Raw genomic sequence first — 14308 nt, forward strand, 5'->3', positions numbered from 1 at the left:
ATGCATATCAGTAAACCGAACAAAGCAGCATTGATGAGAGAACTGAAGGATTATGTCATGATCACTCTCGGCCTCATCAGTTATTCACTGGCATGGGCAGCTTTTCTGTTGCCCTACCAGATCACAACCGGAGGAACAACAGGTATCGGAGCCATCATTTACTATGCAACAGGCTTCCCCATACAGTACTCGTATTTTCTTATCAATGCTGTCTTGATGACTTTTGCCATCAAGATATTAGGCCCTAAATTCAGTATAAAGACCACGTATGCCATCTTTGTACTGACCATATTACTGGAATTCTTTCAGTGGCTGGTCAAGAACCCCGACGGTACATTTCCACAAATTCTGGGACCGGGACAGGACTTCATGGCCTGTCTGATTGGTGCAGCCATGTGCGGTATCGGTTTGGGAGTGGTATTCAACTGTAACGGAAGTACGGGCGGAACAGATATCATTGCTGCCATCATCAACAAATATCGTGACGTAACACTGGGACGTATGATTATGGCTTGCGATGTGGTTATCATCAGTTCCTGCTACTTCATCTTCCACGACTGGCGCCGGGTAATATTCGGTTTTGTAACATTGTTTATTATCGGACTGGTACTCGACTACATCGTGAACAGCGCCCGGCAGTCGGTACAATTCCTTATCTTTTCCAAAGAATACGAAAAGATTGCCGATCGTATCACCAAGGAAACCCATCGTGGTGTAACAGTACTCGATGGTACCGGATGGTACAGCAAAGGACAAGTAAAAGTATTGGTAGTACTGGCTTACAAACGCCAGTCAGTCGAAATATTCCGCCTGGTAAAAGACATCGATCCCAATGCCTTTATCTCGCAAAGTTCAGTCATCGGTGTCTATGGAGAAGGATTCGACAAACTGAAAGGAAAATAAATCGCAAACCACCTAAACTACAATTGTATGAAGAAATTCGTCTTTGCAACTAACAATGCCCACAAGCTGGAAGAAGTAAAAGACATCCTGGGAAACAAGATAGAAGTGCTCAGCATGGGAGATATCAATTGCCATGCTGATATTCCTGAAACAGCTGATACGCTGGCCGGAAATGCACTGATAAAGGCAAGATATATCTACGAGCACTATCACATGGATTGCTTTGCCGACGACACCGGACTCGAAGTAGAAGCACTGAACGGAGCACCCGGAGTATATTCGGCACGCTATGCCGGCGATGCCCACAACTCCGAAGCCAACATGAAAAAATTACTGCAGGAATTGGAAGGTGTCGAAAACCGGAAAGCACAATTCCGTACAGTATTTGCCTTGATTCTCGACGGCAAGGAACATCTGTTCGAGGGTATTGTAAAAGGAGAAATAGTAAAAGTACGGAAGGGTACCTCTGGTTTCGGTTACGATCCTATCTTCGTTCCCGAAGGATACAGCCAGACTTTTGCCGAGATGGGAAATGCCGAAAAGAACAAGATTAGCCATCGTGCCAAGGCAACCCAAAAACTCTGCAAATTCTTGAAGTCCATTTAAAGACATTCATCACTGATTCCCCGGATTATTACAGATTATGACATATTCATCACCCAATCGGATACACATCAGTCTGTAATTATCCGGGGAATATTGTAACTATCCATTCTATTTTCACTCTCCCTATTTCAGGCAATAAAGCCAATACGACGACGGGGCACCAATACAGGTGATTTCTGTTTCCGGAATCTGGCTGCCGCATACGCTATGTCTTCTTTCCGTATGCATTGCAAACAAGTCGCACCTATCTGCAACCGTTTTTCTTTCATCACACGCATAGCCATTGCCGGAAATACTCCTGAAGTGAAGAATTTCTTTATCCAACGTGCATTGTCGAAATAGCGGTCCTTCTCGTCCAATGTTTCTTTGACAACTTCGTTCAGTAAAGTTTCCGCATCCGCTTCGAGCGAATATCCCCTACCCGCCAGAAAATGCCCGGCTATCTGCACCAGTTCGTCTGCGCTATAGTCATCAAAATGAAAACGATAAGGAAAGCGCCCCTGCAATCCCTGGTTCATTTGCATCAGTCGTTCCATTTCGTTTTCATAACCAGCCAATATAACCAGCATGTCCGAATGAGGTTGCGACAAAATAGTCAGCAGACTTTCGACAACATGGTTACCAAAGTCTTTACGGTCGTCCAATGTATCGCACAGTGTGTAGGCTTCGTCGATAAACAGTACGTTTCCACGAGCTGATTCCAGCACATCCTGCATGTTCTTTTCCGTCTCGCCAATGTAACGGCCCACCAGTTTGCTGCGTTCCGTCATTACAACTTCACCTTTCGACAGTAAACCCATGGTATGGAATATCTTTCCGATATACTGTGCGACGGTAGTCTTTCCTGTACCCGGATTACCGGTAAAAATCATGTGATACGTTCCTTCGTCATCAGACGGCAGATGCAGCAACTTACGCTGGCGGTTGAAACAGACCTGATAGAAAACAGCTTCCAGTTCCTGTTTCAGTGTGTTTAGCCCTATCATATTATATATAGGTAACATGCTCTCTTCGAAGCGTTGACGGATGTTTTCAACAGAAGTTTCAACATCTGTTGAAACCGATGCTAACTGTACATTGAAGTGCTCACTCAGACGAACATCACACGGCTGTACGACCGTAAATTCATCGGTATCCATTATGCCCGATTCACAATAAGCCTCCTGCAAACGTTTCTGCACAGAAGGAATCAGCGAACCGGATAAAAAAGCGTCCGCATCCTGGTGCGACCACGAAGCAAACACATTGTATTCCCACAACCGGCGTACCTGCGACACCAACTCGTGCTCAGCCTGTGGTGAAAGACGAAGCGATGTCTCTCCTACCGCACTACGAAGCGAATAAATCACTTCCTGCCATGAGAAAGGACGGATAACGAACCGCCCCTCTTCGGTGAAGCGAACAAACAATTCGGGAGCAAAACGGCGCAACTCCTCCACTTCGGAATCTGTTCCACAAAGAATAAACACCGAAAATACAGCACGATTGGCCAGTGCTTCTTTTAGTTTTCCAAGCAGTTCACTACCCTCTTCGGTTGTTAAAGCACCGATATGATAAAAAACAAGAAGCTTTTCTTCCCTGTTTTTGAATGCTTCATCTACTGAATTGACTTCCCACTTTTCTGTTTTGGCACAGTCTATCTGTATACGGCTGGAAACATTCAAATCGAGAAACTTCGGCAGAAGAAAGGCCAGCCGACGGCATTCGAACAACGAAGATGCCGTTATCAGCATACACGAATTCAGCTGAAGTTCGCTGACGCCGTGCTCCTTGCACAGAGAATTAAAACCATTCATACGGGAGAGTCTCACCAGTCTTGGCACAACTTCAGACAGCCCGTTAAACTCGCGGATATATTCCCATTTGTTTTCTTCGTCCCGCTCCAGTTGTTTCACCACCCAATACTCGTCTTCGGTTGCAGCCAGCAGACGGCATTCGCAAACAGTTACCGACATACCTTCGTAGCGGAAACGCAACAGCGCATAAGGTTCCCGATTGTGCGACACTACGGCCCAATAGTCTCCTGCGAGCCATATCTTATCCGAATTCAGACGGAACGACACCTGCTTGAAATTCGTACGCGAAGCCGGAATAAAACGTTCCGTTACTGCCATCAGCTTCCACTCGGAAGTGTAGCAATGCACTTCGAAGCAACTGTTCGGAGCGACGGTTTCAGAAAAACGAAGCTTCAGCTTCATTACCTCCGAAGCAAACAAAGGTTCTGTTTCTGCACGGGAAACACGAATCAATGAAGCCTCTACCGGCACAGAACGACCAGCCGTTCCACCAGCAGGAAACACAGTGAACGGCAGACAAACGAAGCCGCTCATTTTGTCGAATGTACATCCCAGTGAATTTTCAACCAGTCCTACAGCCACCAGGAAGTATTTACCATAAGTCCAGTTTCCGGCTTCCAATGTCATATTCCATACATATTCGCCAAAATCTGCTATTGCAGTCTTCAGCTGCAAAACCGGTTCCGGTTGTTCTTCGCGGTACAGACAGAAGATTACTTCTGCCTCGTCCTGTTCGCACATGAAATCGCACGAGCCGAGCGAAAGAGACAAAGACAAAGCTTGCTCTTCTACTTCTTTGTCGACAAAAATACGGGAAACATGTTCACCCGAAGTGATACACTGACTGTTGACGGAAAGTTTCAGCACGGACAGTCGGGCCGTTGCATCATTATTGGCCAATGAAGGCACACTATACATATGTCCACGGTATGGACAGTTTTTCTGTTCATGAATCATAGCTATAAAGTTTTAAAGTGAATAAAAAGAGAAAGAAATAAAAAATGCACCAACATCGTAGGTGCACATCGTTTTTCCGGCCTCATGCTTTATGCCTATATCAAGTACATAAATCGCCGGAGAGTGTCCAACCATTCAAAGAACAAAACGCAAACGACAAGCAGGCAAAAGGATTCAGATCCTCCTGCGGTGCGTCATTACATTCACGTTCTTTGAACTTCGGATATCGCCATGATTCGTCATAATGAAAAAAATTCCCTCCTTTTCACTTTCGCAAAAATAGAGGGAATTTTAGAACTTACCAATAATTTGACCGAAAAAGTGGATCAAAGTCCCAATTTAGCCGAAATTTCAAGCATCCGTTGGATGGGTTTCACGGCCTTTTGTGCGATTTCGGGATCGACTGTTATTTCGGGAGTTTCGTCTTTCAGGCAGTTGTAGAGTTTCTCCAGCGTATTCAGACGCATGAAGTTGCACTCGTTGCAGGCACAAGTACTGTCGGCCGGCGGTGCAGGTATGAAGGTAGTCTGCGGACACTTCTTGCGCATCTCATGCAGAATGCCCGATTCGGTAGCTACGATATACTCTTTTTCGGGATGAGCTACAGCGTACTTCAACAGAGCAGCTGTTGAACCTACAACATCGGCCATCTTCAGCACAGTACCCTTGCATTCGGGATGAGCCAATATCACGGCATCAGGATGCTCGCGTTTTATTTCAACCATCTTTTCAACCGAGAATTGTTCGTGTACATGGCAAGCTCCGTTCCATAATAACATATTCCGACCGGTAACAGAGTTGATATAATTTCCGAGGTTTCTGTCCGGACCAAAGATTATTTTCTCATCTTTGGGGAAGCTTTCCACAATCTGACGGGCGTTGGTCGAGGTTACAACAACATCGGTCACAGCCTTGACAGCTGCTGTCGTATTAACGTAGGAAATGACCGTATAGCCGGGATGCTCTTTGACAAACTGACCAAACTCTTCGGCCGGACAGCTGTCGGCCAGCGAACAGCCTGCTGCCATGTCGGGCACCAGCACCTTTTTGTCGGGACAGAGCACCTTGGCTGTTTCGCCCATGAAGTGCACACCACACATCACAATGATGTCCGCCTCTGTCTTGGCAGCCCATTGTGCCAGGGCCAGACTGTCGCCTACATAGTCGGCTATGTCCTGTATTTCTCCTTTCTGGTAGTAGTGGCCCAGAATGACTGCGTTTTTCTCTTTCTTGAGTTGCTCAATAGCTTTAATCAGATTATCCATAATTATATTTTTTAATTTCTCTTTTTAAAAGAAGAATTCTTTGATGCTGATGATAGCCTGTTAATAGTGTGGACAAATAAATGGGATTTTTCTTGCCCATGAAGTTATTAGTCCAAAGGGTTGTTTTGCGGCAATGGTTTTAAACAGGCATTATCGGCTTATGTTTTTTGATAATAAGCTTCTTATATCGATAGGCTGTCGGTACTTAACAGCTTGTTGATAATATGCAAAGTTAATAACTTTAGGCTTACGAACCACTGAATTTCTATTGAAAAATGTGTTTAAACAAGCTTTGAAAATACCTCTTAACTTTTTTGCAATGTTCGTAGGCTTGTTGCTATATACGTTGATTTGAATAATGCAAGAGATATTTTTGAAAATGTTTCCCATCGGTATTGACACCTTTTCAACGGTTATTAACCACGATGTGAACGGAAAAAAGTATCTTTGCAGACGCATATGCGAAACATTTCAAACTGATACATCATGGAGCATCGAAAACTGAAGATTACCGAACTGAACCGCATTAGTACTGAGGAGTTTAAGAAGGCCGAAAAGCTGCCGCTGGTAGTGGTACTGGACAATATACGCAGCTTGCACAACATTGGTTCGGTATTCCGCACGTCGGATGCTTTCCGGGTAGAATGTATTTATCTGTGCGGCATTACGGCCGTTCCTCCCCATCCCGAAATGCACAAGACAGCATTGGGAGCCGAATTCACTGTCGACTGGAAGTATGTTAATAACGCAGTTGAAGCGGTTGATAACCTGAAGAAAGACGGATATACAGTCTATTCGGTGGAACAGGCCGAAGGGAGCATCATGCTGGAAAACATTAAGTTAGATCCGAACCGAAAGTATGCCGTCGTTTTGGGAAACGAGGTGAAAGGTGTACAGCAGGAAGTAATTGACCATTCGGACGGCTGCATCGAGATTCCGCAATACGGCACCAAACACTCGCTGAATGTATCGGTTACGGCAGGCATTGTCATCTGGGACTTGTTCAAGCAGCTGAAGCCATAAGAGGGTAGGGAGGCAGTCGCAGCCTTTTTCAACAGGTTTTCAACTTATCTGTTCTTAATGCTGAAAAGTGTGTTGATACATTTTCCGGCAGGCATTTTTGTGTCTTGTTACGGCATAAATGCAGGGCTGAATGAACATCTTGTTTATATGGTTATCAACAGATGTATTTCGTTGAAATAGAGTATGATTCTTATTCTTCTTTCAAATTAGTAACACGGTTCTCAACAAGTTGTTAACGACGCGTAGACTGCTGCTTAGTCTGTCTGTACAAGGCTGTCGGTATTCTTTTCGGAGATATGAACGGGGTAGGGTGTTAATTTCCGGTTGAAAACCGCAACAAACGTGCCGATAATTTTGTTGATTCCTTTATAAGCAGGTATTTATCTTTTTTGTATATTTGGTGAATATATATATAAAATGTAAGAAACCGTATGTGTGGAAAAGCCATATTTGAGGGAATTGTAACAGGCATTTGTATGGCCCACGAGAGACACTTGCATGGCTCGCGAGCAACACTTGCATGGCTCGCGAGCGACACTTGCACGGCTCACGAGCAACACTTGCACGGCTCACGAGCAACACTTGCACGGCTCAACCGGATATTTTTATGTATGTAAACCGTTGAAATTCAGTATAGGAAAAAACAGTATATGAAACTTTAATAAGAAGATAAATATGAAAAAGGCAATTATTTCGTGGGCTGGCATTTTTATTGGCTGCATTATTCTGGCAGCAGGTTTTGTTTATTTTATCAATCCTTATAATCTTGTTCCCGGTGGGGTGTACGGAGCCAGTATCGTTCTTCACAATATATTTCCTTCTATTCAGGTAGGTACATTCGGCTATATGTTCGATATTCCGTTGCTGATTCTTTCGGTTATTCTGCTCGGAGCCAAGCTGGGTGCGCGCACTATTGTGGCAGCGCTTTTCACACCGCTGGTCATGAACGTGCTTTCCATTCTTTCTTATCCGTCGGAAGAGGCACTTCATGCGCTCGATCCTACCCAGTTGTTGGGAGGTTGTATGGACATGACCGACCATCTGATGCTGACTTCCGTCATCGGTGCGGCTGTCATTGGTATCGGATGCGGCATCGTGGTACGCAGTCAGGCTACTACGGGGGGGACTGATATCGTAGCCATGATTTTGCAGAAGTACTGCCATATCCGTTTTTCGCGTGCTATTTTGCTGGTTGATGGTTTGGTGGTTACTTTTGGTTTGGTAGTTATCGGCTTTGGCATCGGCAATCCGGATGATGTCAATCAGCCGTCGTGGCATCTGTCGTTCTATTCGCTGATTGCGATATTTGTTACTTCGCGTGTAGTGGCTTACGTCATCAATGGCGAGAAGAACGATAAATTGCTGTTCGTCATCAGCGACATGAAGATGACAGCTCTTCACGATTATATTATCAAGGATCTGGACCGTACGGCCACTTGCATAAAGAGTAGCGGACTCTATACGAAGTCGGACAAGGAAATGCTGTTTCTGGTTGTCAGCTACAAGGAAGTGAACGGAATCAAGCAGAAGATAAAAGAAGTCGACCCACGTGCTTTTGTAGTTGTAACCGATGCTTACGATGCTTTTGGCGAAGGTTGGAAACAATTGCCCAGTGCAGGCGAGTTGCAGCCGGAATAACATGAGTTGACGAGAAACAAGTTAACAAGACCACAAGGATGGAAGTTATTTCATCCTTGTCAACTCGTCTCTCGTCAACTTGTTAACTTATTGACTATAATTGTCCGCTTTCTACCAGCAATATCACCCGTTCGGTCAGTGCGTCGTCGCCCGTGGGGTCGTATTGTTTCTTAAGGCTGGCGCCGAACAGTGCGGCAAAAGCTTGGTAGAAACCCGCCTTGAAGGGACCCATAAAGGCTTTTACAAGTTCGTAACCGGTCGAACTGGTTTGGCGGTCGACGAGTTTAATCAACAGTTTACCCTGTGCAAAAGTCAGTTTCTTCATGCGTGGGGTATATTGTTCTTTCAGACTTTTCTCTACGGCTTTCATGTGTTTTTGGCGTGCTTTCTCGTCGGGCAGGGTCATCATGTATTCGTAGGTTTCGATAATGGCCCGGTTGATTTCTTTCGAGATGGGAAGCACTTTCTTGACGTCGCGTACCAGTTTGTAGTATTGGTTGGCCTGGCGTCTGTTCTTGAACTTCAGCGGCTTGAATATGTAGACGGTGCGCAACTGGACGTACGGTATCGTATCTCCTTCGTATATGCACATAGGAGTCAGGTAGACTTTTTTCCCTGTGTTTGCCGGTTGTTTGGGATTTTGTGCATGGCACCAGTTTCCGGCCAGCAGGAAGAGGGCAAGGATTGCTATGTAGAGTCGCACGTTCATGCCGCAAAATTAATTCATTCTCTTCGTATTCGATAAGAATATTTTGTTTTTTCGTTGCTTTCTTAACTTATTTAAGGTAACTTCGCTTTTTATTCTGTAATCTGTTAACCGACAATGCATGAAAACACTCAGATGGGGGATGGTTGCCTGTATGTTGCAGGCTGCATCTGCCCTGTACGCACAGCAGCCTGACAAATCGCAGGAAATAAATCTGCTGCTTTGGGAGGAAAACCTGGAGCAGTTGGCCGTAGACGAGGACTACAGCTGGGAAGCCGAACTGGAGGAACTTTCCCGTTGCTTGCAGGAACCCGTCAACCTGAATACGGCCACACGCGAGCAACTGGAACAGTTTCCGTTTCTGTCCGACCTGCAGGTAGAGAATCTGCTGGCTTACGTCTACATTCACGGGCAGATGCAGACCGTCTACGAACTGCAACTGGTAGAGGAGATGGATAAACGGACCATCGAATTGCTGTTGCCTTTCGTCTGTGTGCGGCAGACGGATAAAGAAAACCGTTACCCTTCGCTGAAGAAGATGTTGAAGTATGGCAGGCACGAGGTACTGACGCGCCTGGACATTCCTTTCTATACCCGCAAAGGTTACGAGAAGAACTATTTGGGAACTCCTTCTTACCATTCGCTTCGTTACGGCTTCCATTACAGCGATTATCTGCAACTGGGATTGTCGGCCGAGAAAGATGCGGGCGAACCGATGTTCGGTCTGCACAATGCCAAAGGCTACGATTTCTATTCTTTCTATTTCCTGGTGAAGAACCTGGGCCGTCTGAAAGCCTTGGCATTGGGCAATTATCGCCTGAGTTTCGGGCAAGGGCTGGTGCTGAGTACCGACTTCCGGCTGGGAAAATCTTTTTCGCTGTCTACATCCGAATATAGAAGCGGGGGAGTGAAGAAACACAGTTCTACCGACGAATACAATTATTTCCGCGGTGCAGCTGCTACAGTAGGCATATTGCCGTCGCTCGATGTTTCGGCTTTCTATTCCCACCGTACGCTCGATGCTACGGTTGAAGAGGGAGAAATCGTTTCCATAGCCAAGACTGGTCTGCACCGTACGCAGAAAGAAGCCGACAAACGGAATGCCTGTGCCTTGCAGCTGGCAGGCGGAAACGTGACCTACGAAAAGAATGCGTTCAAGGTAGGAGTCACGGGCATCTATTATTTCTTCGACCGCCCTTACGAACCTGCCTTGCGCAAGTATGCACGCTATAACTTGCACGGCACCCGTTTCTACAATCTGGGCATAGACTATCGCTTGCGTCTGGGCCGACTCTCGTGGACAGGCGAAGCGGCTACCGGTACGAAAGGATATGCTTTGCTGAACCGCTTGCGTTACGATTTCTCGCAGGATTATCATGCCCTGCTTATCCATCGTTTTTATTCCAGCGATTATTGGGCATGGTTTGCCCGTTCGTTTGGCGAGGGCAGTACTCCGCAAAACGAAAACGGCTGGTATCTGGCTGTCGAAGCTACGCCCTTTGCCCGCTGGAAGCTGTTTTCTTCGCTGGATTTCTTTTCCTTTCCCTGGTGGAAGTACCGCATCAGCAAGCCTTCGCAGGGCATCGACTTCATGTTTCAGGCCACCTATACTCCGCAGAAGAATCTTTCCATGTACCTCAACTATCGCTACAAGCGGAAAGAACGGGACGTAACGGGGACAAGCGGCGAAGTGACGCTTCCCATCTATCACCACCGGTTGCGCTATCGCCTGACTTACATGCCCGGCAATTTCGTGCTGCGTACTACGGCCGATTACAATCATTTCCGCCAGCAGGATGGGGGAGGATACCGTTTCGATCGCCGGCAGGGCTATCAGTTTACACAGCTGTGTACGTATGTCTGTCCCCGTTTTCCCTTGTCGGCATCCTTGCAGGGGACTTATTTCCATACCGACGATTACGATTCACGCGTCTATGCGTCCGAGCGTGGCTTGCTTTATACCTTCTATACGCCTTCGTTTTCCGGTCGCGGTTTCCGCTGGTCAGCCTACCTGCGCTACGACTTCCGTAACTGGCTGATGCTGATAGCCAAGTTTGGACAGACTGTTTATCAGGACCGCGACGAAATCAGTTCGGGCAACGACCTGATACGCAGTAACCGGAAGACAGACTTGCAGATGCAGCTTCGCCTGAAGTTCTGATGCCGTTATTCCTTACGGTTGCAATAACTGTTAAGTATCTGATGAACAACGGTATATCAGTTTATCTTCGCTTTATCAAAAATAAACTGTCAGTTTACAGGCTTTATACTTTCAGTTTGTCCGTAATAAACTGCCGGTTTATCGGTTTTAAACTGTCAGTTTATCGGCACTAAACTGCCGGTTTAATCAGGCTAAACTAAAATCGCATAAACTTGTGCAAGTTGGATAAAAGGGATATATTTGTATGTTCTTGCGTTGAGAGATGTAGTAGAGACGCAAACTTTTGCGCCTTTGCTGCGTGTAAGTATATATGCAATACACTTCTCTTGCCAGATAAATTAATGTGAATAAATACAGATAGCAATGACAGTTATTTATCCTTCTCCCATCTTTGGTCCTATACATTCCCGCCGTTTGGGAGTATCTTTGGGAATCAATCTGATGCCGGCCGACGGTAAGTTGTGTACGTTCAACTGCATTTATTGCGAATGCGGTTTCAACGAAGATTTCCGTCCCAAGCTTTCCCGTCCCACCCGTGAAGAAGTACGTCAGGCGTTGGAAGCCCGTTTGCAGGATATGCAGGCCAATGGTCCGGCTCCCGATGTGCTGACCTTTGCAGGCAACGGCGAACCGACGGCCCATCCGCACTTTGCCGAAATCATCGACGATACACTGGCCTTGCGCGACCGTTACTTCCCGAATGCCAAAGTCAGCGTGCTGAGCAACTCCACGTTTATCCACAAGCCTGCCGTGTTTGCAGCCCTGAACAAAATAGATAACAACATCCTGAAGCTCGATACCGTGGACGAAGCCTATATCCACGACCTCGACCGTCCTACAGGACGGTATTCGGTGAACGACATCATCGAAGGCATGAAAGCGTTCAAAGGCCGTTGCATCATTCAGACGATGTTTCTGAAAGGCAGTTACAAAGGCAAAGACATGGACAATACGTCGGACAAATATGTGCTTCCCTGGCTGGAGAAAGTGAAAGAGATCGCTCCGCGTCAGGTAATGATCTACACCATCGACCGCGAAACGCCCGACCACGATCTGGCGAAAGCTACTCACGAAGAACTCGACTGCATTGGTGCGTTGGTCAAAGAAGCAGGATTTGCAGTAAGTGTTTCCTACTGACGTCCGGACAGCTGTATCGGCTTAGAATAGTAACGATTTTTGCCCAGTTAGGAAAAAATTTTTTTCTAACTGGGCAATATTTTTTTCCTAACTGGGAAAAAAAATTTGCTCTATTCTTGAAGTAAAATCTGTTGGTTTCTTATAATGTTATTTTCTCTAAACGGAGTTTTTTAGACCATTCTTGGTCTGTTTTGGATAATTCTTTCCTTAGTGGCTTTTGCGATATTTGCGATTCAAAAACGTAAACTTAAGGAAAGAAATATGAAGCAAGAACAGCAAAACCAGCAGCCCAAACGTATGAATCCTTATGTAGGATTACTGATGGGTATTTTGATAATACTCTTTCTTAACGGATTGATTGTACCTACCTTAACAGGCGGGCAGATTAAGCCGGCCGATTATGGTACGTTCATTGCCAAGGTAGATAGCGGACTGGTGGAGGAAGTTGTCATCAAGAGCGGACAGATTTATTTTACTGCCAGGGAAGGTAATGTAACTTCAGCCTACCAGACGGGTGCCATCAACGATTCACAACTGGTTGACAGGCTTTTACAGGCAAAGAGTCCGAATAAGGATGGAAAGATAGCTTTCAACCAGATTATCCCGCGCGAAAACTCTCCGTTGCTCAACTTTATACTGATGTGGGTATTGCCGGGGCTGATATTTTACCTCATCTGGCGACAGACCAGTAAAGCCATTCAGTCGCGCATGGGCAGTGGAGGAAACTTTATGTCGTTCGGTAAAAGCGGTGCCAAGATTTATGCCGACGCCGATGTGAAGACTACCTTTGCTGATGTAGCCGGACAAGACGAGGCAAAAGAGACGCTGACCGAAATTGTAGACTTCCTGCACAATCCTAAGAAGTATACCGACATCGGTGCTTCTCTGCCGAAAGGTGCTTTGCTGGTGGGCCCTCCGGGAACGGGAAAAACCTTGATTGCACGTGCTGTTGCAGGTGAGGCTAAAGTGCCGTTTTTTGCTATTTCGGGTTCGGAGTTCGTACAAATGTTTGTGGGTATGGGAGCAGCCAAGGTACGCGACCTCTTCCGTCAGGCCAATGAAAAGGCACCCTGTATTATCTTTATCGACGAGATAGATGCCATTGGCAAGCGGCGCGATACAGGGTTGGGCGGTAACGACGAGCGTGAACAGACCCTTAACCAGCTACTTACCGAAATGGACGGATTTGACGGTCGTAAGGGAGTCGTGATATTGGCAGCCACTAACCGTCCCGAAAGCCTTGACAAAGCCCTGCTTCGTCCCGGTCGTTTCGACCGTCGTATTCAGATGGAACTGCCCGACCTGGAAGGACGGAAAGCCATTCTGGCCGTACACTTGAAGAAGGTGAAATGCGAAAAGATAGATATGGATGTGGTGGCACGGGCTACAGCTGGCTCTTCGGGTGCCGAACTGGCCAACATCGTCAACGAAGCTGCTTTGCGTGCTGTACGTATGGGGCGTAATAAAGTAATTACTGCCGATTTAGAAGAGAGCGTAGAAACAGTGATTGCAGGTGCACAAAAGAAGGGTAAGGTGATTTCGGCTGATGAGAAGAAAACGGTGTCTTACCACGAGATAGGACATGCCTTAGTGGCTGCTTTGCAGAGCCATTCGGCACCTGTCACAAGATTACCATTGTGCCGCGCACGTCGGGTGCGCTGGGCTATACCATGCAGGTGGACAAAGACGAGCAGGTACTGATGAGCCGTGAAGATCTCTTCAACCGCATTGCTACCCTGACTGGCGGACGAGCTGCCGAAGAAGTAGTGCTGGGCAGTGTCAGTACGGGGGCTTCGAACGACATTGAGCAGGCTACCCGCCTGGCACGGGCTATGGTCACCCGATATGGTATGAGCGGAAAATACGACATGATGGGACTGGAAACGGTAAACAATGCCTATCTGGGTGGTGATACTTCACTGACCTGTTCGTCGGAAACGGTGGCAGACATCGACCGTGAAGTATTGAAAATGATTACCGAAGCCCATCAGAAAGCCCGTAAGCTTATCTCCGATCATCTGGACATCATGCACGAGGCAGCCCACTATCTGCTGGATAAGGAAACTATTACGGGCGAGGAGTTCATGGCCATTGTGCGCAAGTATCAACAGTAATT

Annotated in this window: 11 protein-coding genes; 8 read left to right on the forward strand and 3 right to left on the reverse strand. The window is 46.6% G+C overall.

The genetic code is table 11. The features are described from left to right. Both Q3C19_RS07220 and Q3C19_RS07225 read left to right on the forward strand, forming a co-directional pair. Nucleotides 1–903 carry a YitT family protein gene (locus tag Q3C19_RS07220; protein ID WP_022163183.1) on the forward strand — a complete coding sequence of 301 codons (903 nt, stop codon included), beginning with the start codon at nt 1–3 and terminating at the stop codon, nt 901–903. A gap of 27 nt (nt 904–930) precedes the next feature. Next, the gene (locus Q3C19_RS07225) at nt 931–1509 is read left to right on the forward strand and encodes a non-canonical purine NTP diphosphatase (protein WP_071148205.1); all 579 of its coding nucleotides are present in this window, start codon (nt 931–933) and stop codon (nt 1507–1509) included. Nucleotides 1510–1637: 128 nt separating this feature from the next. On the opposite strand, the gene Q3C19_RS07230 is transcribed toward Q3C19_RS07225, so the two are convergent. Continuing rightward, nucleotides 1638–4262: an AAA family ATPase gene (locus Q3C19_RS07230; protein ID WP_302728240.1), complete on the reverse strand. Its 2625-nt coding sequence runs from the start codon at nt 4260–4262 to the stop codon at nt 1638–1640. Nucleotides 4263–4588: 326 nt separating this feature from the next. Beyond that, entirely contained in the window at nt 4589–5527 is a 939-nt protein-coding gene (nadA, locus tag Q3C19_RS07235) for a quinolinate synthase NadA (protein ID WP_071148207.1), read from the reverse strand. A 486-nt stretch (nt 5528–6013) separates the two neighbouring features. Here nadA and Q3C19_RS07240 point away from each other — a divergent pair, with 486 nt between their 5' ends. Both Q3C19_RS07240 and Q3C19_RS07245 read left to right on the forward strand, forming a co-directional pair. Then, complete coding sequence (locus tag Q3C19_RS07240) at nt 6014–6550, forward strand: RNA methyltransferase (RefSeq protein WP_287641357.1); 537 nt, start codon at nt 6014–6016, stop codon at nt 6548–6550. Nucleotides 6551–7225: 675 nt separating this feature from the next. Then, nucleotides 7226–8188 carry a YitT family protein gene (locus Q3C19_RS07245; protein ID WP_022163189.1) on the forward strand — a complete coding sequence of 321 codons (963 nt, stop codon included), beginning with the start codon at nt 7226–7228 and terminating at the stop codon, nt 8186–8188. A gap of 94 nt (nt 8189–8282) precedes the next feature. Here the strand turns inward: Q3C19_RS07245 and Q3C19_RS07250 are convergent, their stop codons facing one another. After that, entirely contained in the window at nt 8283–8897 is a 615-nt protein-coding gene (locus Q3C19_RS07250; RefSeq protein ID WP_022163190.1) for a DUF4294 domain-containing protein, read from the reverse strand. 151 nt (nt 8898–9048) lie between these two features. Between Q3C19_RS07250 and Q3C19_RS07255 the strand changes: the two genes are divergently transcribed. The 4 genes from Q3C19_RS07255 to Q3C19_RS07270 all read left to right on the forward strand — a co-directional run bounded on the left by Q3C19_RS07255 (nt 9049) and on the right by Q3C19_RS07270 (nt 14306). Then, nucleotides 9049–11055 carry a helix-hairpin-helix domain-containing protein gene (locus Q3C19_RS07255; protein WP_302728334.1) on the forward strand — a complete coding sequence of 669 codons (2007 nt, stop codon included), beginning with the start codon at nt 9049–9051 and terminating at the stop codon, nt 11053–11055. 363 nt (nt 11056–11418) lie between these two features. Next, complete coding sequence (locus Q3C19_RS07260) at nt 11419–12192, forward strand: radical SAM protein (RefSeq protein WP_302728244.1); 774 nt, start codon at nt 11419–11421, stop codon at nt 12190–12192. Nucleotides 12193–12453: 261 nt separating this feature from the next. Then, on the forward strand, nt 12454–13893 hold the full coding sequence (locus Q3C19_RS07265) for an ATP-dependent metallopeptidase FtsH/Yme1/Tma family protein (protein ID WP_302728246.1): 1440 nt from the start codon (nt 12454–12456) through the stop codon (nt 13891–13893). Beyond that, complete coding sequence (locus Q3C19_RS07270; RefSeq protein WP_302728248.1) at nt 13830–14306, forward strand: hypothetical protein; 477 nt, start codon at nt 13830–13832, stop codon at nt 14304–14306. Before Q3C19_RS07265 ends, Q3C19_RS07270 begins: the two co-directional genes overlap by 64 nt. The last annotated feature ends 2 nt before the right edge of the window (nt 14307–14308 follow it).

Origin of the sequence: Bacteroides sp. ET489 (assembly GCF_030518095.1) — a bacterium.
Lineage (GTDB): Bacteria > Bacteroidota > Bacteroidia > Bacteroidales > Bacteroidaceae > Bacteroides > Bacteroides ndongoniae.

Coding starts and splice junctions, on each gene's coding strand:
- Q3C19_RS07220 (WP_022163183.1), top strand. CDS start 1: ATGCATATCAGTAAACCGAACAAAGCAGCATTGATGAGAGAACTGAAG.
- Q3C19_RS07225 (WP_071148205.1), top strand. CDS start 931: ATGAAGAAATTCGTCTTTGCAACTAACAATGCCCACAAGCTGGAAGAA.
- Q3C19_RS07230 (WP_302728240.1), bottom strand. CDS start 4,262: ATGATTCATGAACAGAAAAACTGTCCATACCGTGGACATATGTATAGT.
- nadA (WP_071148207.1), bottom strand. CDS start 5,527: ATGGATAATCTGATTAAAGCTATTGAGCAACTCAAGAAAGAGAAAAAC.
- Q3C19_RS07240 (WP_287641357.1), top strand. CDS start 6,014: ATGGAGCATCGAAAACTGAAGATTACCGAACTGAACCGCATTAGTACT.
- Q3C19_RS07245 (WP_022163189.1), top strand. CDS start 7,226: ATGAAAAAGGCAATTATTTCGTGGGCTGGCATTTTTATTGGCTGCATT.
- Q3C19_RS07250 (WP_022163190.1), bottom strand. CDS start 8,897: ATGAACGTGCGACTCTACATAGCAATCCTTGCCCTCTTCCTGCTGGCC.
- Q3C19_RS07255 (WP_302728334.1), top strand. CDS start 9,049: ATGTTGCAGGCTGCATCTGCCCTGTACGCACAGCAGCCTGACAAATCG.
- Q3C19_RS07260 (WP_302728244.1), top strand. CDS start 11,419: ATGACAGTTATTTATCCTTCTCCCATCTTTGGTCCTATACATTCCCGC.
- Q3C19_RS07265 (WP_302728246.1), top strand. CDS start 12,454: ATGAAGCAAGAACAGCAAAACCAGCAGCCCAAACGTATGAATCCTTAT.